The organism is Streptomyces sp. NPDC086519 (assembly GCF_040686075.1).
In the GTDB taxonomy this organism is placed as follows: domain Bacteria; phylum Actinomycetota; class Actinomycetes; order Streptomycetales; family Streptomycetaceae; genus Streptomyces; species Streptomyces shenzhenensis.
This window is the reverse complement of record NZ_JBFBJL010000072.1, coordinates 23,244-46,088: the sequence shown is the minus strand read 5'-3', so window position 1 is coordinate 46,088 and position 22,845 is coordinate 23,244. Positions and strand designations below refer to the sequence as shown.

The window sequence follows — 22,845 nt, the reverse complement described above, 5'->3', positions numbered from 1 at the left end:
GCCGCCCGGCCGCCGTGAAGAACTTCGCCCGCGCCCCTGAAAAGAACGAGCGCTGCAGTGCGCCCCTTCAGGGGCGCGGGGAACTGCGCGACAAGCCCCCACCGACCCGCACCCGACCGTCGGCCGGCCTAGTCCTCGTACCCCTCCGCCACCCTCCGCTCGCGCAGCTCACGGATCTCCCGTCGCCTCGCCAGCCGGTGCGTGCGCCTGATCTGGGCCTCCTGGCAGCGCCGGCGGTCCCTGTCGGTCTCCGGTACCACCGGCGGCACCCGGCGCGGCTTGCCGTCCGCGTCCACCGCCGCGAAGACCAGGTAGGCCGAGCCGACCTGGGTGGCGGGAGTCGACTCGTTCCAGCGCTCGGCGAGGACCCGCACCCCCACCTCCATCGACGTCCGGCCGGTCCAGTTGACCTGGGCCTTGACGTGGACGAGGTCGCCGACGCGGACCGGCTCCAAGAACGCCATCTCGTCCATGGACGCGGTGACGGCGGGACCTCCCGAGTGGCGGCCGGCGACCGCGCCCGCCGCGTCGTCCACGAGCTTCATGATCACGCCGCCGTGCACCGTCCCGAGGAGGTTGGTGTCGCTGTGGGTCATGATGTGGCTCAGTGTGGTCCGGGACGCGGACGTCGGCTTGCCTGGTATGTCGGATTCCGCCTCTGTGGCCTGGTCTGTCATGGCCCCCACCTTATGCCGAAGCGACATTCACGGAATTTTGTGTCGGCTTCGCAACAGGGGTGACCTGATTTTCCGACGACCCTTGTAAGAGGTACAGGCGCTGCCTGCACACTGGGGCCCATGAGCGAATGGCCCCAGGGACGGTCGAACGACAACCGCGGCGACCGGTACGGACGCGGTAGCGCAAGCGCGCAGCCTGAGGGCGCCCGCGTGATGCGCCAGGTACGGCGGGGAGAGCCGTCGGCACCGCCGTACGGCTCCCCGCAGCAGGGCGGCGGCGGATACGGCGGGGTCCCGCAGCAGCAGTCGTACAACAGCGGGTACGACGGCGGTGGCGGGCACGACGGCTACGACAGCGGCTACAACACCGGCCAGGTCTACGGCGGCGGCCCCGGGGGCGGCGGGCCCGCCGGCACCCGTGAGCGCGGGCCGCGGCCGGCTCCCAACTGGCGCAAGCGGATCAAGTGGACGGCGATCGTCGTCGTCAGCGTGCTGATCGTCACATCCGTCGCGACCTACTTCTGGGCCGACTCCAAGCTGCACCGGGACGTCGACCTGTCCAAGGTCATCGACCGGCCCGCGGCGGGCAAGGGCACCAACTACCTGATCGTCGGCTCCGACAGCCGCAAGGGCATGTCGGCCGAGGAGAAGAAGAAGCTGCACACCGGGTCGGCCGAGGGTCAGCGCACCGACTCGATGATGATCCTGCACGTCGGCGACAACGGCGACACGCTGATCTCGCTCCCCCGTGACTCGGACGTGGAGATCCCCTCCTACCAGGGGTCGACGTCCGGCAAGGTCTACCAGGGCACCGGCCGGCACACGAAGCTGAACGCGGCCTACGCCGAGGACGGGCCGACGCTCCTCGTCCGCACGGTCGAGTACAACACCGGTCTGCACATCGACCACTACGTGGAGATCGGCTTCGCCGGCTTCGCGGACATCGTGGACGCGGTCGGCGGTGTCACGATCACCATCGACAAGGGCTTCAAGGACAGCTACTCGGGCGCGAACTTCAAGGCGGGCAAGCAGACGCTGAACGGCGAGGAGGCCCTGGCCTTCGTCCGTACCCGGCACGCCTTCGCCACGTCGGACCTGCAGCGCACCAAGAACCAGCAGAAGTTCCTGGCGGCCCTGGCCCACGAGGTGGCCACCCCGTCGACGGTCCTGAACCCCTTCAAGCTCTACCCCACCCTCGGCGCGGGCCTCGACTCCCTCACCGTCGACAAGGACATGAGCCTGTGGAACCTGGCGTCGATGTTCTTCGCGATGAAGGACGTCAACGGCGGCGACGGCGTCTCGATGAACATGCCGATATCCGGCTCCACCGGCGGCAACCTCGTCTGGGACAAGGCGAAGATGAAGACCCTGGTGGACGAACTGAAGAACGACGAGAAGGTCACCGTCTCCGGCAACTGACCCGCCGACCGACCGACTGAGCCGTCCCGACGGCAAGCAGCGCCACGTGGGGAAGGGCCGGCCGCCCTTCCCCGTCGGTGCAGTCGGCTACAGCGCGTCGAACGGCGGCACGGTACGGACGACGATGATCAATGCCCCTTGGTCAGGGTCCCGCAACGCGTATCAGGGACCCCGCCCGGAGGTCCCTGACCGCGCCGGCGAGAGGCGTCACATGGGCATGGTCGCCATCGAGCGGCACATCTCGGCGCAGCGGCGACACGCTTCCGCGCAGCGCTTCATCTGGGGGTCGTCGGGCATGGACATACACGCCTCGGCGCACATGTCACAGGCCTTCGCGCACATCGCGCACATCTCGGGCGACAGCGGCGAACGCCGCATCATCATGTCGGCGCACATGCGGGTCGCCTCGGAGCAATCCATCAGCGCGCGCATGATGCGCATGTGGGCCTGGCCGCCCTCCATCGACATGCAGGAGCTCAGGGTCTCCTCGCACATCGTGTGAGTGGCCATGCACGCGTTGACGCACTCCTGCATCTGCTTGGACATGGCCGACATGGGTCCGGTCTGGGTCATGGCTCCTCCAGGGTGGGTGAGGGGTCCGGGGCGGCCCCGTCTGGTTCCCGTCCTAAGCCCGACCGTCCGGTAGTGCCATTCGAGCACACGCTCCGGCACGAGACGCAGACCGTGCCCTACGAGGCGAGCGGGCCCTGGCCCGGGGTGACTCGCCGACGCGCGCGGGGATACGCGGGTGGCTGTCCCGCACGCCCACCCACCGCCTGGGCCAGTCTCCCTCTCGTACCTGGCGGAAACAGGTTCCTGAACCCGTCTGGGCAGTTTCCAGAACCCGAAACCGCGAGCTCTTGCGGGGCATCCAGCGCAACGGGGACGATCGGTCGCAGGAGGACGGCCCACGGACGGGGGAAAGCACAATGGTGAAACTGACACGGTTGGTGGGTGAGTGCGAGGACGGCGAGTGCCCGACGCTGTACAGCACCGATCGCGGAACACTCGTCGTCCAGGGAATTCTCCTGACCGACCACACCAGGGACCTCCCGGCACACGAAGCCCTCGTCGAGATTCCCGTCGAGCTGATCCGAGAGGTCATCCGTGACAACCTCATCTAGTCGATCCCTCGGCGAGTGGTTCACCGAGTTCGAGCGGGAGGCATTCCGGCTGGAGACGCTGGACGACTACAGCCAGTCCGGAGGAGTCGACGCCTACCAGGCGTTTCTGGCGGGAGAGGAACAGCCGGAATCGTACCGGACGGCCTCATGGATGACCACGGTAGGGAACGCCACCAAGAGCGGCAAGCGTGTTTATCGCGTGCATATTCTGTCCCGTCCACTGACAGACTATCTTCGGTTCGAGTTGTCCTGGGGATACCGCCGGAACATGACTGCCGGCGAGGAGTTCTTCATCCTCGACATCACGGACACCCAAAATCCGATCCCGAACTCGCCTGATTTCTGGATGTTCGACGACCGGGTGGCGGCGGTGATGTCCTACAACGGAGCCGGGAAATACCTCGGGAGCGAATTCGTGAGAGCGGACCGGCTGTCCGAGTTCCGCTCCTGCCGGGACACGGCACTTGCGCATGCGGTCCCGTTCACCGAGTGGTGGGCGCTGCACGGGGAGTGAACAAGGCTGAACTCGGGTCCGCACTTCGGGCGTTGCGGCAGGCTTCCGGCAGGGAGGCCAAGGCCGTCGCCCGTAGCGCTGCCATGTCCAACTCGAAACTCTCGAAGATCGAGAACGGCAGCGTCATGCCGAGCGTGCTCGACGTGGAACAGATCCTCACGGCCCTGGGGGTTTCCGAGGAGGTCAAGGCCGAGTACATGTCGGCCGCACGGGCAGCCGCGACAGAGGCGACGGCATGGCGTCTGTACCGGCGCCTCGGCTATCACCGGAAGCAACAGCAGATTCAGGAGATCGAGACACGAACGACGCGGCTTCGGCTCTTTCAACCTTCCCTTGTTCCTGGCTTGTTGCAGACACCGGAATATGTGAAGGCTGTCCTCGGCCGCAAGCAACTGGGCGAGGAACAGCTTGCGCGTGCCGTAGGCGCGAGACTGGCACGACAGGGAATTCTTTACGAACCCGGGCGACAGCTTGATTTTATCGTCGCCGAGCAGGTGTTGCGGTGGAGGATCGTGCCGCCGCTGATGATGGCCGGGCAACTCGACAAGCTCATCGCGGTCTCCCGACTTCCAACCGTGAACCTCCGTGTCGTACCGCTGTCGGCACCTCAGACAGAATTCTCCGGCCACTCCTTTTCGATCAAGGACGACCGCATGGTGACCGTGGAGACGGTTCACGCGGAACTGATTGTCACTGATCCACGCGATGTCGACCTGTACATCCAGAAATTCGCGGCATTCGAGCGGGTGGCGGTTTCCGGGCACTCCATGCGGTCCGTGATCGAAGAGATCCGGGACGAGTTCTTGCGGGAACAGGAAACAGGCTAGAGGCCCGGCCATGGCCCCCCAGAGGATGGGCGCCATGGTGAGCGACGATAGGGCACATGGGACCGAAGCGGCTGATCATCTGGGCAGCAGAGAGGCCCGAGGATTTCTCTCCTGCCTTTCCCGAACATTCGGCGTCGGCGGCGTGCTCGTGGTCCAGAAGAGTGATCCTGGCCCTGAAGGCGCTGACTTGCCGCCGAGTTCGGCCTTGCGCTGGCCCCGATGCGAGTGCGGGAGCCCGAAGTGTCCTGACTACAAGCCTCCCCCGAAGATCCCGTCAGAGGAGCTGAGCAGCAGAGTCGCCGCGGCGAACGCGCGGAGCCGTAGGGGTGGGCTGTGAGCGTCAGAGCGGCCCTGCGGTTCGTGATGCACCGCATCACTGCGCCCGTCGATGTGGAGTGCATGAGACACACGGGCCGGTCCGGTCGCTCCGGTTTCCGGCGCATCAGGACCTCGTTCGCCATGGTCGTTCGCGCCGAGCAGAGATCCACTCCGGCGGTGGAATCCACGAACTCCCGCCCGCCGTGGGCGGCGGCGGTCAGTCATGGCCGCGATCAGTTGAGCAGGAAGGTGCAGTGATGCTGGACGGAAGTGAGTTGTACGCCCTCGACATCAGCGGGGCCGCGTTCACGAAGGCGTGCGGCGGCCCCTGCACCGAGGGGTGCGTAACCCTGGCGCGGATCGGTGACGACGCCTGGGCCCTGGGTGACAGCAAGCGGCCGGACGCGCAGCCGCTGCGGTTCACCACGGAGGAGCTGGACGCGGCCGGTATCGACCCGGCGCGCTTCGGCCTGAACGTCTGATCCTCCCCCTCCCGTCAGTCGGGCCGGGTCCATCCCCCGTCCCTGGGTCCGGCCCGGCTGGCACCTCTCGAACGGGAACGACTCGTGCACCACCACGGCTACCTATGGACCGGCCCGAAAGAGCGCTTCGACGATGAGGCCCTGCGGCGACCGCCACACCCCGCCCCTCCGCCCGCACCTGTTTCCGATCAGGACGTACAGGCGGAGCGGCTGCTCAAGCGCTACCGGGAGGTGGTCGCGGAGTTCCCCACGGTCGGTCTTCCGCCGATCGAAACGGCGTACTGGCTCATCAAGCCCCGTTCCCTCGTTCGCGGAACCTGGCGGGAAGCCAAGGAGGCGGCCTCATGGCTCGGTGAGCAGCTGGCCGAGTACGCGCCCCGGTTCGCGGCGGTACCGGACCGGGACACCGCCCACCTGGCCCGACTGATGAACGCCGCTGCCGAACAACTGCACTCGGGCACTGATGTGTCGTACGGCTTCTACCTGGAACGCCCCTCGTACCTGTCCCTGGCAGTGGTGAGGTGCTGCCCGAATCGCTCGCAGCCTGAGCTGGTCTGCCCCATGCGGTAGACCACGGCCAGCGCGGCCGGATCACGCGGCGCCGGTCCCGACGGGCGCGTCGGTCCACATCGCGCGAGATCTGATCTCGCTGCACGAACGATGCGTGCGAAAGGCGCCCCGGAGGGCGCCTTTCCAAGAGACGGAACCCGCTTGCGGTTACGGCAGGTTGCGGGCCATGACGATCCGCTGGACCTGATTCGTACCCTCGTAGATCTGCGTGATCTTGGCGTCGCGCATCATGCGCTCGACCGGGTAGTCACGGGTGTAGCCGTAGCCGCCGAGGAGCTGGACGGCGTCCGTGGTGACCTCCATGGCGACGTCGGAGGCGAAGCACTTCGCCGCCGCGCCCTGGAAGGTGAGGTCGGCGTCGCCGCGCTCGGAGGCGGCCGCGGCCTGGTAGGTGAGGGCGCGGGCGGCGGCGATCTTCATGGCCATGTCGGCGAGCATGAACTGGATGCCCTGGAAGTCGGCGATCGGCTTGCCGAACTGCTTGCGCTCCTGGACGTAGCCCTTGGCGTAGTCGAGGGCGCCCTGGGCGACGCCGAGGGCCTGGGCGGCGATGGTGATCCGGGTGTGGTCCAGGGTCTTCATCGCGGTGGCGAAGCCGGTGCCCTCCGCGCCGATCATGCGGTCGGCGGGGATGCGGACGTTGTCGAAGTAGACCTCGCGGGTCGGCGAGCCCTTGATGCCGAGCTTCTTCTCCGGGGCGCCGAAGGAGACGCCCTCGTCGGACTTCTCGACGACGAAGGCGGAGATGCCCTTGGTGCGCTTCTCCGGGTCCGTCACGGCCATCACCGTGTAGTAGTCGGAGACGCCCGCGTTGGTGATCCAGCGCTTCACGCCGTTGAGGACGTAGTGGTCGCCGTCGCGGACCGCCTTCGTCTTCATGCCGCCCGCGTCCGAGCCGGCCTCCGGCTCGGAGAGGCAGTACGAGAACATCGCGTCGCCTTTGGCCAGCGGCGCGAGGTACTTCTTCTTCAGGTCCTCGGAGCCGGAGATCATCACCGGGAGCGAGCCCAGCTTGTTCACGGCCGGGATGAGGGAGGAGGAGACGCAGGCGCGGGCGACCTCCTCGATCACGATGACCGTGGCGAGCGCGTCGGCGCCGGCCCCGCCGTACTCCTCGGGTACGTGCACGGCATGCAGGTCATTGGCGACCAGCGCGTCGAGTGCCTCCTGCGGGAAGCGGGCCTCCTCGTCCACCGCGGCGGCGTACGGGGCGATCTTCGCCTCGACCAGCGCGCGGACGACGTCCCGGAGCATGTCGTGCTCCTCGGACGGGCGGTACAGGTCGAAGTCAGCCGATCCGGCCAAGGTCCCTCACTCCAGACGCAGTGGTGCTGACGCTAATTACTGTTAAGTAACTCAAAGTTTAGAACGCGGCCCTCGGATAGGTCACGTGAGCTTGGCGACAGCGGGAAAGTTGCCCGGAACACGGCCCGGTTATGCTCGGGCCGCAGCCCGTACCGACGTTCCCCGAGCTGGAGCATTCATGAGCCTCAAGATCACCGTGATCGGCACCGGCTATCTCGGCGCCACGCATGCCGCGGCCATGGCCGAGCTGGGCTTCGAGGTGCTCGGGCTGGACGTCGTGCCCGAGAAGATCGCGATGCTGGAGCGCGGCGAGACCCCGATGTACGAACCGGGGCTCGACGAGCTGCTGCGCCGGCACGTGGCCGGCTTCGAGGGCTCCACCGGGCGGCTGCGCTTCACCACCGACTGGGCCGAGGTCGGCGCCTTCGGTGACGTGCACTTCGTGTGCGTGAACACCCCGCAGAAGCACGGCGAGTACGCCTGCGACATGTCGTACGTCGACTCCGCGATCGCGTCGCTGGCCCCGCATCTGACCGGGCCCGCGCTGGTCGTCGGCAAGTCGACGGTGCCGGTCGGTTCCGCGGAGCGGCTGGCCGCCTACCTCACCGAGAACGCGCCCGCGGGCGACGACGCCGAACTGGCCTGGAACCCGGAGTTCCTGCGCGAGGGCTTCGCCGTCCAGGACACGCTGCACCCGGACCGGATCGTGGTCGGCGTGCGCGGCGAGCGCGCGGAGAAGCTGCTGCGCGAGGTGTACGCGACGCCGGTGAGCGAGGGCACGCCGTTCGTGGTGACCGACTTCCCGACCGCCGAGCTGGTCAAGACCTCGGCGAACTCCTTCCTCGCCACGAAGATCTCCTTCATCAACGCGATGGCGGAGGTGTGCGAGGCCGCCGGCGGTGATGTCGCCAAGCTGGCCGAGGCGATCGGGTACGACGACCGGATCGGGAAGAAGTTCCTGCGCGCCGGGATCGGGTTCGGCGGTGGCTGCCTGCCGAAGGACATCCGTGCCTTCATGGCCCGCGCGGGTGAGCTGGGCGCCGACCAGGCGCTGACCTTCCTGCGCGAGATCGACTCCATCAACATGCGGCGCCGGGGACAGATGGTCGAGATGGCGCGGGACGCGCTCGGCGGCGGGTCCTTCCTCGGGAAGCGGGTGGCGGTGCTCGGGGCGGCGTTCAAGCCGGACTCGGACGACGTGCGGGACTCGCCGGCACTGAACGTGGCGGGGCAGATCCATCTGCAGGGCGGCCAGGTGACGGTCTACGACCCGAAGGGGATGGCGAACGCTCGGCGGCTGTTCCCGACGCTGGGCTATGCCGGTAGCGCCGAGGAGTGTGTGCGGGGGGCTGATGTGGTGCTGCACCTCACCGAGTGGCGGGAGTTCAGGGAGCTGGATCCGGCGGCGCTGGGGGAGGTGGCCGCGGCTCGGGTGATTCTCGACGGACGGAATGCGCTGGATCCTGAAGTCTGGCGGCGGGCTGGGTGGACGTATCGCGCCATGGGGCGTCCGACCGCGTAGGGCAGCGGGCGCGTTGGGGCTGGTCGCGCCCGCGCGGCGGAGCCGCGTATTGATACAGCCCGGCGCCCCTTTCGGGGCGCCTCAGCCGGGGGCGTTCCATCGCAGCGCATCCGGCCCGTGGCACGAAAGACGACACCGGTTCGGCCGAGGCTCAGTCGGCCGAACCGGTGTCTTGTTGCATTCTGCACCACGCCGCACACGCATATCCGGTGAACCGGCTGCGCCTTACCGCTCCTTGGCCCGGTACCGGCGCATTTTCGCGCGCGCCCCGCACACCTGCATCGAGCACCAGCGGCCGCGGCCGGCCGGGCTGCGGTCGTAGTACGCCCAGTGGCAGGTGTCCGCCTCGCAGGCCTTGAGGCGGGTCCAGGTGCCCTCGACCAGGGCTGTGGCGACGGCCGCCGCTACGCGGGAGAGCAGGGGGGCCGGGTCGGCGGGGGTGAGGTGCGCCGAGCCGTCGGCGGGGTCGACGGCGACATGCAGCGGGGCCTGCGCGAGCAATTCGCTCAGGGGAGTGACCTCCTGGTGCGGGGGGTACCCGGCGTGGGCGAGGAGGGCGGCGCGCAGGGACTCGCGCAGGGCGCGGGCGGGTGAGAGCTCGGCCTCCGTGATGCCGAGGCGTGCCCTGCCGTCCGCCGTGTCGAGCGCGTCGGCGCCCGACTCCAGGTCCAGTGTGTTCACCAGGGCCTCGACCAGGGCCAGGCCGCCCGGCGCGGGCGATCTCTCACTCATCCCTGCAAGTTACCTCCGAAATCCGGTTGCGACGTTACCGGCGGTGCGGGAGCATGCGGTAACCGCAGTTACTGGTTGAACGGCTTTGCAGGTAACTCCGACTTCGAGGAGGAAGTCATGGCTCTCGCCAAGCTCGGTGTTGTCGTCCTGGACTGCCCCGACCCGTCCGCGCTCGCCGGTTTCTACGCCGGGGTGCTGGGCGGCAGTGTCGAGGGGGACGGGGAGTGGGTGGACCTGACCGTGCCCGGCGGGCAGGCGCTGGCGTTCCAGCAGGCGCCCGGATTCGTGGCGCCGAAGTGGCCCGCGCCCGACGACTCGCAGCAGTTCCACCTGGACCTGGTGGTGGACGACCTGGACGCGGCCGAGAAGGGGGTGCTGGAGCTGGGCGCGAAGCCGCTGGACGCGGCGGACCGGGAGCGCAGCTTCCGGGTGTACGCCGACCCGGCGGGTCACCCGTTCTGTCTCTGCGCAGGCTGAGGGCCGGCCGGAAGAAGAGATCGCAAGAAGAGAGACGAAGATCGAAGAAGGAAGAGCGACGAGGCAAGGAGGACTCATGGCGTCCGTCGCCCGCCTGCGCAACGTGGTGATCGACTGTCCCGACCCGCACGCGCTGGCCGCCTTCTACGCGGCCGTCGCCGGCGGCACCCTGGTGGCCGAGGAGGCCGACTGGGTCGTACTGAAGCTGCCGGACGGGTTGCGGCTGGGCTTCCAGCTGGCGGAGGGGTACACCCCGCCCGAGTGGCCGCGCGCCGACCACAACTCCCAGCAGTTCCATCTCGACTTCGACGCGGGGCCGACGTGGGAGGACGTCGACGCGGCGGAGAAGAAGGTGCTGGAGCTGGGGGCGCGGCTGCTGCGGCGGGAGGAGGACCCGGTCGCGGAGGACTTCCGGGTGTACGCCGATCCGGCAGGCCATCCGTTCTGCCTGTGCCGGATCGACTGATCAGGCCTCGACTGCACGCCTGATCAGACCTCGGCTGATCAGGCGTCGGCCGATCAGGCGTCGGTGTCGGCCGGGCGGGGCGGGGTCGGGTCTCTGCGGTACTGGGTCGCTCGGGCGGTGAAGTCGGCGCTGCGCAGCGCCCGCTGGACGTTTCCCCAGGTCAGCAGCGACAGCTCGGTGTCGGACCAGCCGCGGCGGAGCAGTTCGGCGATCAGGTGGGGGTAGCGGGAGGCGTCGTCGAGATCGCGGGGGTGGGCAACGCCGGAGTCGTAGGTGCCGGACAGGGCGACGCACTCGGGGCCCGCGACCGCGCGGACGTGGTCGAGGTGGCCGGCGACGTCCGCGAGGCTCGGCCCGGTCTGCTCGGCGGCCAGCGGCACCATGCACACGCCCTTCTGCTCCCCGAGCCGCGCCAGCAGTCCGTCGGAGAGGTTGGCGGGGTGCGGGCGTACCGCCGCGGCCGCGGAGCGGGTGCACAGGACCGGTGTCTTGGAGAGCGCGAGCGTCCGGGCCAGGGCGGCCTCCGGGGCGCCGGACAGGTCGGCGAGCACCCCGAGCCGGTTCATCTCCCGGATCACCTCCTCGCCGAACCGGGTCAGCCCCTGTGCCCCCGCCCAGGCGGCACCGGCCAGGGAGAGCACCCGCAGGCCCAGGGACTGCAGGACCCGCAGGATGCCGAGGGAGTCGTCGAGGGCGGCGGCGGAGGCGGGACCGAGCACCACGGCGACCCGGCCGCAGTTGCGGGCGTCGATGACCTGCCCGGCGGTGCGCACCAGCCGGAGCCCCTCCGGGTGCGTCTCGACCACCCGGCGCACCAGGTCCAGCTGTTCCAGGGTGGCCCCCACGGCCCGGCCGCCCCGGTCGCCCCGGTCGCCCTCCGGCACCGGCAAGGACCAGAACAGCGCCCCCACGTGCCCCTCGCGCAGCCGGGGCACGTCCGTGTCCACCGCCGTCTCGCCCAGTTCGAGGTCGTACCAGGGCAGCGGCCCCAGCGCCCGGGGCAGCCCGCTGTAGCCGTCCGCGACCGGATACGCCTCCAGCAGCGCGTGGGCCCGCTCCAGGAACGCGACGCCGGACTCCACCGGGAAGGGGTCGTCCGGGAGGCGGTCCTCCCTGCCGACCTCGGTCGTGGTGGGGATGTCGTGCTGGAGGTCGGCCATGAAGGGCTCCGTACGTCGTCGTGAGCTACGTCGTGAAGGGGCTGTAGCTCACCGTCGCACGCCTGCCCGGGAGGGTTCCTGGTGGACGGGGCGTTCGGGGGTACGCCCCGAACGCCCGGTCCCTCGCGGGGCGGCCCCGCCGAGTGGTCGCGCCGCTCTCTCCGGTCAGCCGTCCAGCTCGGCGATGGTCGCGTGGGAGGGCCCCCGCGTCTCCCGCAGGCCGCGGGCCACGTCCTCCGCGGCGCCCAGCACGCGGACCGCGTTCTGCCAGGTCAGCTTGGCCAGGTCGGACCTGGACCAGCCGCGGTCCAGGAGCTCGGCGACGAGGTTGGGGTAGCCGGAGACGTCGTTCAGGCCGTCGGGGGTGAAGGCGGTTCCGTCGTAGTCGCCGCCGATGCCGAGGTGGTCGATGCCGGCGACCTCGCGCATGTGGTCGAGGTGGTCGGCGACCGTGGCGGCCGTGGCGACGGGGCGCGGATGGGTCTCCTCGAAGGCCCGGTGGACCTTCATCGCCGCCTCGGTGGTGTCCAGGTGGTGGAAGCCGTGGGCGCGCATGTTGTCGTCGGCGGCCGCCGTCCAGTCGACCGCCGCCTGGAGCACGAACTTCGGCACGAACGTCACCATCGCCATGCCGCCGTTGCCGGGGAGGCGTTCGAGGACGTCGTCCGGGATGTTGCGGGGGTGGTCGCAGACGGCCCGGGAGGAGGAGTGGGAGAAGATCACCGGGGCGGTGGTGGTGTCGAGGGCGGCGCGCATGGTCGTGGCCGCGACGTGGGAGAGGTCGACGAGCATGCCCAGTCGGTTCATCTCCCGCACCACCTCGCGGCCGAAGGCCGACAGGCCGCCCACGTTCGGCTCGTCGGTCGCCGAGTCCGCCCAGTCGTTGTTGTCGTTGTGGGTGAGCGTCATGTAGCGCACACCCAGCTCGTACAGGCCGCGCAGGGTGCCCAGCGAGTTGTCGATGGAGTGGCCGCCCTCCGCACCCATCAGGGAGGCGATACGGCCCTCCGCGCGCGCCGCCTCCATGTCGGCGGCGGTCAGCGCGGCCCGCAGGTCGGCCGGGTACCGGGCGATCAACTGCCGTACGCAGTCGATCTGTTCCAGGGTCGCCGGGACCGCGCCCGGCAGGTCCGAGCGGACGTACACCGACCAGTACTGCGCACCGACGCCGCCCTCCCGCAGGCGCGGGATGTCGGTGTGCAGGTGCGCGTTCTGGTGGGTGGCGATGTCGCGTGCGTCGAGGTCGTAGCGGACCTGCTCGCGCAGTGCGTACGGCAGGTCGTTGTGACCGTCGACCACCGGGAACTCACGCAGCAGGGACCGGGCTTCATCCAGGGACGTCATTGCGTGTTACTTCCCGGAGTCCTACTTGCCGAAGCCGAAGCCGCCCGACCCCTCGACCTTGGCGCGCAGCCGCTTGCCCTTCTCGGTGGCCTGGTCGTTGAGGTCCTGCTGGAAGTCACGCATCCGGCCGAGCAGTTCCTCGTCGTGGGCGGCCAGGATGCGGGCGGCCAGCAGGCCCGCGTTGCGGGCACCGGCGACCGAGACCGTGGCGACCGGGACGCCGGCCGGCATCTGCACGATGGAGAGCAGGGAGTCCATGCCGTCGAGGTACTTCAGCGGGACCGGGACGCCGATGACCGGCAGCGGCGTGACCGAGGCCAGCATGCCCGGCAGGTGGGCCGCGCCCCCGGCACCCGCGATGATCACCTTCAGACCGCGCTCCGCCGCCTGCTCGCCGTACGTGACCATCTCGCGCGGCATCCGGTGCGCGGAGACGACATCGACCTCGTACTCGATCTCGAACTCGTCCAGGGCCTCGGCGGCGGCCTCCATGACGGGCCAGTCGGAGTCGGAACCCATGACGATGCCTACAACGGGGCTCATTCGGTGATCGTGCCTCTCAGGTAGCCGGCAGCGTGACGTGCGCGCTCGAGAACGTCGTCCAGGTCGTCGCCGTAGGTGTTGACGTGGCCGACCTTGCGGCCGGGCTTCACGTCCTTGCCGTACATGTGGATCTTCAGTCTGGGGTCGCGGGCCATGCAGTGCAGGTAGGCGGAGTACATGTCGGGGTAGTCGCCGCCCAGGACGTTGACCATGACCGTCCACCTGGCGCGCGGGCGCGGGTCGCCGAGGGGCAGGTCGAGGACGGCGCGGACGTGGTTGGCGAACTGGCTGGTGATCGCGCCGTCCTGGCTCCAGTGGCCGGAGTTGTGCGGGCGCATCGCCAGCTCGTTGACGAGGATGCGGCCGTCGCGGGTCTGGAACAGCTCGACGGCCAGGTGGCCGACCACGCCCAGTTCCTTGGCGATCCGCAGGGCCATCTCCTCGGCCTGCAGGGCGAGCGTCTCGTCCAGGTCGGGTGCGGGCGCGATGACGGTGTCGCAGACGCCGTCGACCTGCTGGGACTCGACCACCGGGTAGGCGACGGCCTGGCCGTGCGGGGAGCGTACGACGTTGGCGGCGAGCTCGCGGACGTAGTCGACCTTCTCCTCCGCGAGGACCGGCACACCGGCCCGGAACGGGTCGGAGGCCTCCTCGGCGGTCTCCACGACCCACACGCCCTTGCCGTCGTAGCCGCCGCGCACGGTCTTCAGGACGACGGGGAAACCGTCGCCCTCTGCCGCGAACCGGACCACGTCCTCCGGATCGGCCACGATGCGGTGGCGCGGGCAGGGGATGCCGATCGCGTCGAGCTTCGCCCGCATCACGCCCTTGTCCTGGGCGTGCACCAGAGCGTCGGGGCCGGGGCGCACGGGGATGCCGTCCGCCTCCAGGGCCCGCAGGTGCTCGGTCGGCACGTGCTCGTGATCGAAGGTGATCACATCGCAGCCGCGCGCGAACGCGCGCAGTGTCTCCAGGTCGCGGTAGTCGCCGACGACGACATCGCTCACCACCTGGGCCGCGGAATCCTGAGGGGTGTCGCTGAGAAGCTTGAACCTGATGCCCAACGGGATGCCCGCCTCGTGCGTCATACGCGCGAGCTGCCCCCCGCCGATCATGCCGACTACCGGGAATGTCACTCCCCTAGGGTATCGGCCGCGCCAGGGTGGCCGGTTTCCCCGTCCTGGAGCAGGGCTCTTACCCGCCGCTTCGCCTCCTCTTGCCCTGCTTTTCCCGTGGCCTTCCGGTGTTCTTTCCAAGCCGTTCCCGACCTGTGTCGCCATCCACAGGCGCCGGAGATACTGGGTCGTTAGAGTGGCTGGGTCGCAATACCTACGGACGGGAGCCCGCACAACCATGGAACGTCGTTCCTCGGGGCTGCAACGTCTCGTACGCGAGGCCGCCAAGTTCGGCGCGGTCGGCGGTGCCGGCATTCTCGTCAATCTCGGCGTCTTCAACCTGGTCCGGCACGTCACGGACCTGCCGGTGGTACGGGCGAGCGTCATAGCGACGGTCGTCGCCATCGTCTTCAACTACCTGGGGTTCCGTTACTGGACGTACCGGGACCGCGACAAGCACGGCCGCACCAAGGAACTCACCCTGTTCCTGCTGTTCAGCGCCGTCGGCCTGGTGATCGAGAACGGTCTGCTGTACCTGGCCACCTACGGCTTCGGCTGGGACAGCCCGCTGCAGAGCAACGTCTTCAAGTTCGTCGGCATCGGCGTGGCGACCCTGTTCCGCTTCTGGTCGTACCGCACGTGGGTGTTCAGGACGCTGCCGGCCCGTGAGACGGTCGCGGACGCGGAGGCCCTCCTGGAGCGGGCCGCCGACACCGAGCAGCCCAAGCAGCGGGTCCGTTAGGGCGCAACAGGCCCTAGCGGACCGTGGGCCGGTCGTCGTCCGGCTTGTGCGGTGGCGGGGTGCGGGACAGGAACAGGCCGAACACCGGCGGCTGGGCCTGGAGCAGCTCCAGGCGGCCTCCGTCGGCCTCCGCGAGATCACGCGCGACGGCCAGCCCGATCCCGGTGGAGTTACGGCCGCTGATGGTCCGCTCGAAGATGCGGTTGCCCAGGTCGGCGGGGACCCCGGCGCCCTCGTCGGTCACCTCGACCACCGCTTGGTTGCCGGTCACCCTGGTGCGCAGGGCGACCGTGCCGCCCCCGTGCATCAAAGAGTTCTCGATCAGCGCGGCCAGCACCTGCGCCACCGCGCCCGGCGTGCCGACCGCCCGCAGATGCCGCTTGCCGGAGCTGACGATCGCCCGGCCCGCACTGCGGTAGGCGGGCCGCCACTCGGCGAGCTGCTGCTGGATGACCTCGTCCAGGTCGAAGGAGACGGCGGAGCCGGTGCGCGGGTCCCTGGAGTTCGTCAGCAGCCGCTCGACGACGTCCGTCAGCCGCTCCACCTGCGTGAGCGCCACGTTCGCCTCCTCCTTCACGATGTCCGGGTCGTCGGTGAGGGTGATCTCCTCAAGCCGCATGGACAGCGCGGTCAGGGGCGTGCGCAGCTGGTGGGAGGCGTCGGCGGCCAGCCGCCGCTCGGCGGTGAGCATCCGGCCGATCCGCTCGGCGGAGGAGTCCAGCACATCGGCGACCCGGTCCAGCTCCGGGACGCCGTACCGCTTGTGCCGGGGCCGCGGGTCGCCCGAGCCGAGCCGCTCCGCGGTCTCCGCGAGGTCGGTGAGCGGGGAGGCCAGCCGGTTGGCCTGCCGGATGGCGAGCAGCACGGCGGCGATCACGGCGAGCAGCGCGACGGCACCGATGATCAGCAGCGTACGGCCGACCTCCCGGGTCACGGTCGACCGCGGCTCCTGAACGGTGACCGTCTCGCCTTCCTCGCCGTCGGCCGTGTAGTGGATGACATCGCCCTCGGGTTTCACACCCAGCTCGATCGGCGCCTTGCCCGGGATCCGGATGACGGCGTACTGCTCCTTGCCGACCTGGCTGCGCAGTATCTCGGCGGTGACGTCCTCGTCCCCGAGAATCCGGCTGTCCACGATGCTGGCGAGACGGAGCGCCTCGGAGTCGACGCGTTCCTGGGCGCTGTTGCTGATGGTCCGCGACTCGACGATCACGAGGGAGACGCCGAAGACGGCGATGACGACCAGTACGACGGCGAGGGTGGACTGGATCAGACGACGACGCACGTCAGCGCCCCTTCAGGGGCGCGGGGCGCGGACATGTGCGGCGCCGCCGCGCGGGCGCGATCAGCCCACCACGACGGTCAGTCGCACACGTGCCCGTACCACCCACGACGAATCGCACTCAACTCTTCTCGAAACGGAACCCGACACCACGCACGGTAGCGATGTACCGAGGGTTCGCCGCGTCGTCGCCGAGCTTCTTGCGCAGCCACGAGATGTGCATGTCGAGCGTCTTGGTCGACGACCACCAGGTCGTGTCCCAGACCTCCCGCATCAGCTGGTCCCGCGTGACGACCCGTCCCGCGTCCCGCACCAGCACCCGCAGCAGATCGAACTCCTTCGCCGTGAGCTGGAGTTCCTCGTCACCCATCCACGCCCGGTGCGACTCGACGTCGATCCGTACCCCGTGCGTGGCCGGCGGCTGCGCCGGCTCCGCGGCACCGCGCCGCAGCAGCGCCCGCACCCGGGCGAGCAGTTCGGCGAGACGGAACGGCTTGGTCACGTAGTCGTCGGCGCCCGCGTCCAGGCCGACGACGGTGTCCACCTCGTCGGCCCGCGCGGTCAGGATGAGGATCGGCACGGCGTGGCCCTCGGCACGCAGCCGACGAGCCACCTCCAAGCCGTCCATGCCGGGCAGCCCGAGGTCCAGCACGACCAGATCGACGCCGCCCTGCATTCCGGCGTCGAGCGCGGTGGGTCCGTCCTCGCGCACCTCGACCTCGTAGCCTTCCCGGCGCAGTGCGCGGGCCAGCGGCTCCGAGATGGACGCGTCGTCCTCGGCGAGCAGTACACGGGTCATGAGGTGATGGTAGTCCGATTACGCGCAGTGCTGGGGTGTGATCGGCACGGGGAATTCTTACCTTGGGGCACAGTGGTGCGAACCTGTGAGCGAAGGGTGAGACCGGAGACAGACCTTCGAAACCAGTGCGCGGTTCCCCCGACACCTGTGATCCGTATCTCAAGTCCTTCCATATCCGGCAGTGTCATGACGTAGAGTGACGTGAACGCCTGTAGTACACCCGGTGACCTTTGGTGGGCATCTCGACACTGAAGGTCTCTTTTGTGTGCGGGCTGGCCTGCCAGCCTTGAAAGGAATGACCTCTGGCCGGGCTCCGGACGCGACACAGCGTCACGGGGCGTGGATCCCCGGTGGTCACCCTCCGCCGCTCCGCGACCCGGAGCGGAATCCCCGTGGGCGTGGGGTGGACGGGTGGACGCCGGTCCGGCCGCTCCCCCCACGGGCGCGCAAAGCCCCACCGCGCGCTCCGACCAGCAAGGAACGACCATGGCGTCCAGCCTGACGAAGGACTCGGTCCGACCGGGCACCCCCGGTTCCGAGAAGACCTTCTTCGGCCACCCCCGCGGACTGGCCACCCTCTTCATGACCGAGATGTGGGAGCGGTTCTCCTACTACGGCATGAAGGCCCTGCTCCCGCTGTACCTGGTCGCTCCCGGCGGCCTGCACATGAGCGCGGCCACGGCGACGGCGATCTACTCGGTGTACCTGTCGCTCGTGTACCTGCTCGCCCTGCCGGGCGGCTGGTTCGCCGACCGGGTCCTCGGCCCCCGCCGGACGGTCGCCGTCGCGGGCACGGTCATCATGCTCGGCCACCTGACGCTGGCGCTGCCCAGCTCCGGCACCTTCTTCGCGGGCCTCGGCCTGGTCGCGGTCGGTTCCGGTCTGCTGAAGGCCAACATCTCCACGATGGTCGGCCACCTGTACGACGGCCCGGACGACCCGCGCCGTGACGGTGGCTTCACGCTCTTCTACATCGGCATCAACCTGGGCGCGTTCGCCGCGCCGCTGGTCATCGGCACGGTCGGCGAGAACTACAACTGGCACCTGGGCTTCGCGCTGGCCGCGGTCGGCATGGCGCTGGGTCTCGCCCAGTTCCTGCTCGGCACCCGCCACCTGAGCTCGCGCTCGGACATCGTCCCGACCCCGCTGTCCGCCGCGGAGAAGAAGGCGACGCTGACGAAGGCCGGCTTCTGGGCCGCCGTCGCCGCGGTCTTCTACGTCGTCGTCGGTGTCTCCGGCGTCTACACGCTGAACTGGCTGCTGGTGCCGATCACCGTCGCCGGTCTGCTGATCCCGGTCGTCGTCATCGCCCGCATCAAGCGGGACAAGGACCTGGACCGCGCCGAGCAGTCCAAGATGAGCGCGTACATCTGGTTCTTCGTGGCCGCCGCGGTCTTCTGGATGATCTACGACCAGGGTGGCTCGACCGTCTCCCTGTTCGCCGACGCGTCCGCCAAGAACACCGTCTTCGGCTGGAACTTCCCGGTCTCCTGGTACCAGTCCGTCAACCCGGTCATGATCATGGCCTTCGCGCCGGTCTTCGCCTGGGCGTGGCTGGCGATGGCCCGGCGGGGCAAGGAGCCGAGCACGGCCGTGAAGTTCGCCGGCGGCCTGGTGCTGATCGGTGCGTCGTTCTTCCTGTTCCTCGCGCCGCTGTCGATCGCCGAGGGCGGGCACAAGGCCGCGGCGATGTGGCTGGTCGGGATCTACTTCGTGCAGACCGTGGGTGAGCTGATGCTGTCCCCGGTGGGTCTGTCCGTGACGACCAAGATGGCGCCGGCGAAGTACGCGTCCCAGATGATGGGGGTGTGGTTCCTGGCGGTCACCGCGGGTGACGCGACGACCGGTCTGCTGTCCATCGCGGGCGTCGACCTGAACAAGACGGGGATCGTGGCGTTCCAGGCGGCGCTGGCGGTGCTCGCCGGTGCGGCTGTGTGGGTGTACCGGAAGAAGGTTCGGGAGCTCATGGGAGACGTTCACTGATCGTCTTCTGACGGAGGGCCACCGCATCTTGTGGATGGGGTGGCCCTCGTGCGTGGTCGGCCAACGGTGCGTGGGAACTGATCGCGCCCACGCGGCGGAGCCGCACATCAGATACGGTCCGGCGCCCCTGAAAGCAGGGAAGTCACCTCGTCCTCTTCCGAGGCATGAACGTGAACACGGCGCCGCCCAAGAGGATCGCGGTGCCCGCCACCAGGCCCAGCGCCTTCAGCGCGCCGTTGCTGCTGTCACCGGTCTCCGCCAGGCCACCGCTGCTACTGCTGCCGCCACCGCTGCCGCTGCTTCCCGACGTGGTGCTGCCCGACGCTCCGCTCGCCTGCTGCGTCGTGTCCAGGGTCAGGGAGACCTCGGTCTTCGTCGGCGTGCACGTGGTCGTCGTACCGAGCGCCTTGATCGTCAGGACGCCCGGGGACAGTGTCGACGTACCGCTCGCCCCCGGCTTGTAGGTACCGGTCAGGTCGGGAATCTCGATCGGGTCGCCGGACTTGATCGCGGAGGAGTTGGTGGGGCCCTCCACATGGACCGTGCCCTTGTCGGCGCCGCCCAGGACCACCTCCATCGACGGTTTCACCGAGTCGGCCGGGATGTCGGCGGGACTGTCCATCACCGACTTCTTGAACTGCACGGTGAGATCGAAACTCCCGCCGTTCTTCTTGGCGTTGATCTGCACCGGCGAGGTCGCGCTCTTGTCGCCGATCGGCGTCTTGCAGGCGTAGGGGACCTCGACCTCCTTGCCCGTGAAGTCGGTCTGGCCGCTGCCCGTGCCGTCGGAGGCGGAAGCGGACGCGGAGGCCGACGCCGACGCGGAGTCGGAGGGCGACGCCGAGGCCGACGCCGAGGCCGACGCGCTGTCCGACGGGCTCGCCGACTCGCTCGAACCGCTGCCGGTGACCTCGATCGTCGCCGCCTTCGGGACCGTCTCCTTCGGCGTGCACACGGTGTCCGTCGAGAAGGCGTTGACCGTGTACGCGTCCGGCGTGAGGGTCACCTCACCGGGCGACGTCAGCTTCAGCGTGCCCGTCATGTCGGACAGCACCATGTCGCCGCCCTTGGGGATCGCCGGGTTCTCGCGCGGCCCCTGCATGGCGATGTCGGCGGTCTGGGCGCCGGCCGCCTTGAGCGTGCCGGACGGCTGGACCGAGTTCGCGGGCAGGTCGATGATGTCCGGGTTCTTGGACGCCGCCTGCACGAACTTCCAGGTGATGTCGACGGTGTCGCCGACCTTCGCCGTGGCGGGCGCGGTGATCGCGACCTTGGTGGTCCCGTCGATCGGGTCGGCGACCCCGGCGGGCGGTACGCAGTGGGTGGCGTACGACACCTCGGCCGCCTGGGCGGTCCCCGCCGCCGCGCCGAGCAGGGCGCCCGCCGCGGCGAGGACCAGCGCGGCCGCTGCCGCGCCCGCTCTGGCCGGTACCGGTGTCACTCTCCTTCGCATGATCACGTGGGTCCTTTCGTGGTCGGAGTCGGAGGACTCGTGGAGCTGTCGTCGTGCGGTGCGGAGAGCCGGCCGGCCGTCGCGCCCGGATCGGAGTCCGGGGTGAACCACGGCAGGGTCGAGGTGGTGGCGGTCGTCGAGCGTGCGGGCTCCGCGGCGCGCAGGCGCGGCACGCGCAAGACCGGGCGGGGCATTCCCCGGTGGCGGATGCCGCCGGCGCGGGGCGGCCGTACCCGGTCCACCACCGCCATGCCGATGCGGAAGACGGCCGCCGGTACGACCACGCCGAGCAGGATCCAGAAGAGGGTCACGCCCCAGGGACGGCCGACGCCCCAGGGCTCCTCGGCCAGGACCTTGCCGTCGTACTTGAGAGAGACGGTGTAGTCGCCGTGCGCCCCGGCGGAGAGTTCCACGGGCAGTTCGACCTGGGCCTTCTTGCCGGGCGCGAGGGTGCCGTGCCACTGCTGCTCGTCCCACTGGGGTGCGAACACACCGTGCGCGGTGCCGACTTGGAAGACCGGATCCTTGAGGGTGCTCGATCCCGCGTTGCCGATGGTGAAGACGAGGGTGCGGGCGGGGGGCGCGCCGAACCAGGTCAGCAGGCCGGAGGAGCCGTCGAGGCGGGTGTCGGTGAGCATCGACAGGCTGCCGCCGGTGGACTCGGGAGGCAGGGCCTTGACGGGGTGTCCGGCGACCTGGAAGGCGGCGTCCGCGTCGGCGCTGGTGCCGGTCACGGTGGCCACGTGCACCACGCAGGGGCACGGGACCGGCGGTTCGGCGACCGGGAGCTGCTTGCTGAAGGCGCCGTCCGCGTCGGTGGTGACGGCCCGCCCGTCGGCGTTGGCGCAGGAGTTGGTGCCGCCGATCACGCCCCGGGACGGGCTGGCCTGGCCGCAGATCAGCATCATCAGCAGGGTGTGCGGCCGCCAGCCGGTGCCGCTGACGGTGACCGAACCACCGGTGCCCGCCTGTGACTTGGCCACCTTGACGGCCGGCCCGTCGGCGGCCGCCGCCATGGGCACCAGGAGCAGCGAGAACAACGCCGCCAGCGACGTCAGTACCGCCAGGACCGGGACCGCACGCACTCTCACCTCGCTGCTCCTGTCAACTCGACGTCCTCGGACCGGGGTTCGGCCGGGCGGTCGTCGCGGCTGCGGCGCCCGCGCAGTCGTGCGGCCGTCACGGCGGCCCCCGCCGCCAGCGCGCCCCCGGCCCCCGCGACCGCGACCGCGCCCCAGGGCACGAACCGTGCCGCGGTGTCCGCCGTGTCGTGGGCGCCGCCCGCCGCCGTCGCCGTCAGCCGGACGTCGACCGCGTCCAGGGCGGGGTGGCCGGGCCAGGGCTCGCTGAGTGCGGTGCGGGTGCCCGGGGCGAGGCGGACCGGGAGGGTGCGCGGTGACCGGTCCAGCAGGACGCGCCCGAAGAGGCCGTGGGCGCGCACCGCCAGCTTCGGTGCGAGTACGGTCGTACCCCGGTTGACCAGCTCGTACGTGATGCGGTCACCGTGGACGGCGAGGTGTTCGACGGTCAGCGCGGACAGCACGGGGCCGCCGACGCGCAGGTGGATGCGGGCGGTGGCGGTGCGGCCGTCGGTGTCCTTCGCGACGAGGGCGGCGGGGCGGTCGCCGGGGGTCGCGCCGGCCGGGACGGTCATGGTGAAGGGGACGTCGGCTCGGGTGCGGGCCGGGACCCGGACCGTCGGCTCGGCGAAGACGACGGGGACGCCGGTGCCGGCCAGCCGTACCGTGACCGGGTGCCCGCCGGGGTTGGTCACCGACACGGTGTCCTGGAGGACCGCCCCGGGGGCGCCCTCGGCGTAGAAGGAGGGGCGGCCGCCGCCCGCGGGCGCGAGGGACCAGCCCTCGGCGGCCGACGCGCGCGGGGCGGTGGCGAGCAGGACCAGCGCGGTGAGGCCGAGGACCCGGGCGGCGGACCGGGCGGCGCGGGCGGCGGACTGGGCGGACGGCATGGGCGGCTCCAGCGGTCGGACC

Annotated in this window: 24 protein-coding genes; 11 read left to right on the top strand and 13 right to left on the bottom strand. The window is 69.9% G+C overall.

The genetic code is table 11. The features are described 5' to 3' along the window. Positions 1-128: 128 nt before the first annotated feature. Positions 129-677, bottom strand: a complete 549-nt coding sequence (locus AB0P24_RS40620) for an acyl-CoA thioesterase (protein ID WP_365803173.1) — start codon at positions 675-677, stop codon at positions 129-131. 120 nt (positions 678-797) lie between these two features. On the opposite strand from AB0P24_RS40620, the gene AB0P24_RS40615 reads away from it, so the two are divergent. Beyond that, positions 798-2,096 (top strand): LCP family protein, encoded by a 1,299-nt coding sequence (locus AB0P24_RS40615; protein ID WP_365803171.1) that lies wholly within the window; start codon positions 798-800, stop codon positions 2,094-2,096. A 207-nt stretch (positions 2,097-2,303) separates the two neighbouring features. On the opposite strand, the gene AB0P24_RS40610 is transcribed toward AB0P24_RS40615, so the two are convergent. Then, positions 2,304-2,669 carry a four-helix bundle copper-binding protein gene (locus AB0P24_RS40610; RefSeq protein ID WP_365803169.1) on the bottom strand — a complete coding sequence of 122 codons (366 nt, stop codon included), beginning with the start codon at positions 2,667-2,669 and terminating at the stop codon, positions 2,304-2,306. A gap of 359 nt (positions 2,670-3,028) precedes the next feature. Here AB0P24_RS40610 and AB0P24_RS40605 point away from each other — a divergent pair, with 359 nt between their 5' ends. The 5 genes from AB0P24_RS40605 (at position 3,029) to AB0P24_RS40585 (ending at position 5,931) form a co-directional block, all read left to right on the top strand. Continuing rightward, positions 3,029-3,220 (top strand): hypothetical protein, encoded by a 192-nt coding sequence (locus AB0P24_RS40605; protein ID WP_365803179.1) that lies wholly within the window; start codon positions 3,029-3,031, stop codon positions 3,218-3,220. Next, positions 3,204-3,734 (top strand): DUF6879 family protein, encoded by a 531-nt coding sequence (locus AB0P24_RS40600; protein ID WP_365803167.1) that lies wholly within the window; start codon positions 3,204-3,206, stop codon positions 3,732-3,734. The genes AB0P24_RS40605 and AB0P24_RS40600 overlap by 17 nt, the downstream gene beginning before the upstream one ends. Next, positions 3,731-4,561 carry a helix-turn-helix transcriptional regulator gene (locus AB0P24_RS40595; RefSeq protein ID WP_365803165.1) on the top strand — a complete coding sequence of 277 codons (831 nt, stop codon included), beginning with the start codon at positions 3,731-3,733 and terminating at the stop codon, positions 4,559-4,561. The genes AB0P24_RS40600 and AB0P24_RS40595 overlap by 4 nt, the downstream gene beginning before the upstream one ends. Before the next feature lie 575 nt (positions 4,562-5,136). Continuing rightward, on the top strand, positions 5,137-5,361 hold the full coding sequence (locus tag AB0P24_RS40590; RefSeq protein ID WP_365803163.1) for a DUF397 domain-containing protein: 225 nt from the start codon (positions 5,137-5,139) through the stop codon (positions 5,359-5,361). An 84-nt stretch (positions 5,362-5,445) separates the two neighbouring features. Then, positions 5,446-5,931 carry a hypothetical protein gene (locus AB0P24_RS40585; protein ID WP_365803162.1) on the top strand — a complete coding sequence of 162 codons (486 nt, stop codon included), beginning with the start codon at positions 5,446-5,448 and terminating at the stop codon, positions 5,929-5,931. A 147-nt stretch (positions 5,932-6,078) separates the two neighbouring features. Here the strand turns inward: AB0P24_RS40585 and AB0P24_RS40580 are convergent, their stop codons facing one another. Continuing rightward, on the bottom strand, positions 6,079-7,236 hold the full coding sequence (locus tag AB0P24_RS40580; RefSeq protein WP_365803160.1) for an acyl-CoA dehydrogenase: 1,158 nt from the start codon (positions 7,234-7,236) through the stop codon (positions 6,079-6,081). A 178-nt stretch (positions 7,237-7,414) separates the two neighbouring features. Between AB0P24_RS40580 and AB0P24_RS40575 the strand changes: the two genes are divergently transcribed. Then, the gene (locus AB0P24_RS40575) at positions 7,415-8,758 is read left to right on the top strand and encodes a UDP-glucose/GDP-mannose dehydrogenase family protein (RefSeq protein ID WP_365803158.1); all 1,344 of its coding nucleotides are present in this window, start codon (positions 7,415-7,417) and stop codon (positions 8,756-8,758) included. 225 nt (positions 8,759-8,983) lie between these two features. On the opposite strand, the gene AB0P24_RS40570 is transcribed toward AB0P24_RS40575, so the two are convergent. Beyond that, entirely contained in the window at positions 8,984-9,490 is a 507-nt protein-coding gene (locus AB0P24_RS40570; protein WP_365803156.1) for a CGNR zinc finger domain-containing protein, read from the bottom strand. A 117-nt stretch (positions 9,491-9,607) separates the two neighbouring features. Between AB0P24_RS40570 and AB0P24_RS40565 the strand changes: the two genes are divergently transcribed. Next, positions 9,608-9,967, top strand: coding sequence for a VOC family protein (locus AB0P24_RS40565; RefSeq protein ID WP_365803154.1), 360 nt, complete (start codon positions 9,608-9,610; stop codon positions 9,965-9,967). Between the two features lie 76 nt (positions 9,968-10,043). Further along, on the top strand, positions 10,044-10,433 hold the full coding sequence (locus AB0P24_RS40560; protein ID WP_365803152.1) for a VOC family protein: 390 nt from the start codon (positions 10,044-10,046) through the stop codon (positions 10,431-10,433). A 53-nt stretch (positions 10,434-10,486) separates the two neighbouring features. Here the strand turns inward: AB0P24_RS40560 and AB0P24_RS40555 are convergent, their stop codons facing one another. From AB0P24_RS40555 to AB0P24_RS40540, 4 genes are all read right to left on the bottom strand, one after another. Then, positions 10,487-11,593: a dipeptidase gene (locus AB0P24_RS40555; protein ID WP_365803150.1), complete on the bottom strand. Its 1,107-nt coding sequence runs from the start codon at positions 11,591-11,593 to the stop codon at positions 10,487-10,489. A gap of 165 nt (positions 11,594-11,758) precedes the next feature. Then, positions 11,759-12,937, bottom strand: a complete 1,179-nt coding sequence (locus AB0P24_RS40550) for a dipeptidase (protein WP_365803148.1) — start codon at positions 12,935-12,937, stop codon at positions 11,759-11,761. 21 nt (positions 12,938-12,958) lie between these two features. After that, a complete protein-coding gene (purE, locus tag AB0P24_RS40545; RefSeq protein WP_365803146.1) occupies positions 12,959-13,480 on the bottom strand; it encodes a 5-(carboxyamino)imidazole ribonucleotide mutase in 522 nt (173 codons plus the stop codon). Then, on the bottom strand, positions 13,477-14,616 hold the full coding sequence (locus AB0P24_RS40540) for a 5-(carboxyamino)imidazole ribonucleotide synthase (protein WP_365803144.1): 1,140 nt from the start codon (positions 14,614-14,616) through the stop codon (positions 13,477-13,479). The genes purE and AB0P24_RS40540 overlap by 4 nt, the downstream gene beginning before the upstream one ends. Before the next feature lie 217 nt (positions 14,617-14,833). On the opposite strand from AB0P24_RS40540, the gene AB0P24_RS40535 reads away from it, so the two are divergent. Beyond that, the gene (locus AB0P24_RS40535; protein WP_365803142.1) at positions 14,834-15,337 is read left to right on the top strand and encodes a GtrA family protein; all 504 of its coding nucleotides are present in this window, start codon (positions 14,834-14,836) and stop codon (positions 15,335-15,337) included. A 13-nt stretch (positions 15,338-15,350) separates the two neighbouring features. On the opposite strand, the gene AB0P24_RS40530 is transcribed toward AB0P24_RS40535, so the two are convergent. Together AB0P24_RS40530 and AB0P24_RS40525 are read right to left on the bottom strand one after the other, a co-directional pair. Further along, entirely contained in the window at positions 15,351-16,622 is a 1,272-nt protein-coding gene (locus AB0P24_RS40530) for an ATP-binding protein (protein ID WP_365803140.1), read from the bottom strand. A 118-nt stretch (positions 16,623-16,740) separates the two neighbouring features. After that, entirely contained in the window at positions 16,741-17,418 is a 678-nt protein-coding gene (locus AB0P24_RS40525; RefSeq protein WP_016436346.1) for a response regulator transcription factor, read from the bottom strand. Between the two features lie 486 nt (positions 17,419-17,904). Between AB0P24_RS40525 and AB0P24_RS40520 the strand changes: the two genes are divergently transcribed. Next, entirely contained in the window at positions 17,905-19,401 is a 1,497-nt protein-coding gene (locus tag AB0P24_RS40520; RefSeq protein WP_365803138.1) for an oligopeptide:H+ symporter, read from the top strand. A gap of 142 nt (positions 19,402-19,543) precedes the next feature. Here AB0P24_RS40520 and AB0P24_RS40515 read toward each other — a convergent pair whose 3' ends face one another. The 3 genes from AB0P24_RS40515 to AB0P24_RS40505 form a co-directional block, all read right to left on the bottom strand. After that, complete coding sequence (locus AB0P24_RS40515) at positions 19,544-20,854, bottom strand: hypothetical protein (RefSeq protein ID WP_365803136.1); 1,311 nt, start codon at positions 20,852-20,854, stop codon at positions 19,544-19,546. A gap of 2 nt (positions 20,855-20,856) precedes the next feature. Beyond that, positions 20,857-21,870, bottom strand: a complete 1,014-nt coding sequence (locus AB0P24_RS40510) for a hypothetical protein (protein WP_365803177.1) — start codon at positions 21,868-21,870, stop codon at positions 20,857-20,859. A gap of 71 nt (positions 21,871-21,941) precedes the next feature. Then, positions 21,942-22,823: a hypothetical protein gene (locus AB0P24_RS40505; protein WP_365803134.1), complete on the bottom strand. Its 882-nt coding sequence runs from the start codon at positions 22,821-22,823 to the stop codon at positions 21,942-21,944. Positions 22,824-22,845: the final 22 nt, after the last annotated feature.

What these genes read in the sequence shown, in the direction of transcription:
- AB0P24_RS40620 (WP_365803173.1), bottom strand. Translation starts at nt 677, where the DNA reads ATGACAGACCAGGCCACAGAGGCGGAATCCGACATACCAGGCAAGCCG.
- AB0P24_RS40615 (WP_365803171.1), top strand. Translation starts at nt 798, where the DNA reads ATGAGCGAATGGCCCCAGGGACGGTCGAACGACAACCGCGGCGACCGG.
- AB0P24_RS40610 (WP_365803169.1), bottom strand. Translation starts at nt 2,669, where the DNA reads ATGACCCAGACCGGACCCATGTCGGCCATGTCCAAGCAGATGCAGGAG.
- AB0P24_RS40590 (WP_365803163.1), top strand. Translation starts at nt 5,137, where the DNA reads ATGCTGGACGGAAGTGAGTTGTACGCCCTCGACATCAGCGGGGCCGCG.
- AB0P24_RS40575 (WP_365803158.1), top strand. Translation starts at nt 7,415, where the DNA reads ATGAGCCTCAAGATCACCGTGATCGGCACCGGCTATCTCGGCGCCACG.
- AB0P24_RS40570 (WP_365803156.1), bottom strand. Translation starts at nt 9,490, where the DNA reads ATGAGTGAGAGATCGCCCGCGCCGGGCGGCCTGGCCCTGGTCGAGGCC.
- AB0P24_RS40565 (WP_365803154.1), top strand. Translation starts at nt 9,608, where the DNA reads ATGGCTCTCGCCAAGCTCGGTGTTGTCGTCCTGGACTGCCCCGACCCG.
- AB0P24_RS40560 (WP_365803152.1), top strand. Translation starts at nt 10,044, where the DNA reads ATGGCGTCCGTCGCCCGCCTGCGCAACGTGGTGATCGACTGTCCCGAC.
- AB0P24_RS40555 (WP_365803150.1), bottom strand. Translation starts at nt 11,593, where the DNA reads ATGGCCGACCTCCAGCACGACATCCCCACCACGACCGAGGTCGGCAGG.
- AB0P24_RS40550 (WP_365803148.1), bottom strand. Translation starts at nt 12,937, where the DNA reads ATGACGTCCCTGGATGAAGCCCGGTCCCTGCTGCGTGAGTTCCCGGTG.
- purE (WP_365803146.1), bottom strand. Translation starts at nt 13,480, where the DNA reads ATGAGCCCCGTTGTAGGCATCGTCATGGGTTCCGACTCCGACTGGCCC.
- AB0P24_RS40535 (WP_365803142.1), top strand. Translation starts at nt 14,834, where the DNA reads ATGGAACGTCGTTCCTCGGGGCTGCAACGTCTCGTACGCGAGGCCGCC.
- AB0P24_RS40525 (WP_016436346.1), bottom strand. Translation starts at nt 17,418, where the DNA reads ATGACCCGTGTACTGCTCGCCGAGGACGACGCGTCCATCTCGGAGCCG.
- AB0P24_RS40520 (WP_365803138.1), top strand. Translation starts at nt 17,905, where the DNA reads ATGGCGTCCAGCCTGACGAAGGACTCGGTCCGACCGGGCACCCCCGGT.
- AB0P24_RS40515 (WP_365803136.1), bottom strand. Translation starts at nt 20,854, where the DNA reads ATGCGAAGGAGAGTGACACCGGTACCGGCCAGAGCGGGCGCGGCAGCG.
- AB0P24_RS40510 (WP_365803177.1), bottom strand. Translation starts at nt 21,870, where the DNA reads ATGGCGGCGGCCGCCGACGGGCCGGCCGTCAAGGTGGCCAAGTCACAG.
- AB0P24_RS40505 (WP_365803134.1), bottom strand. Translation starts at nt 22,823, where the DNA reads ATGCCGTCCGCCCAGTCCGCCGCCCGCGCCGCCCGGTCCGCCGCCCGG.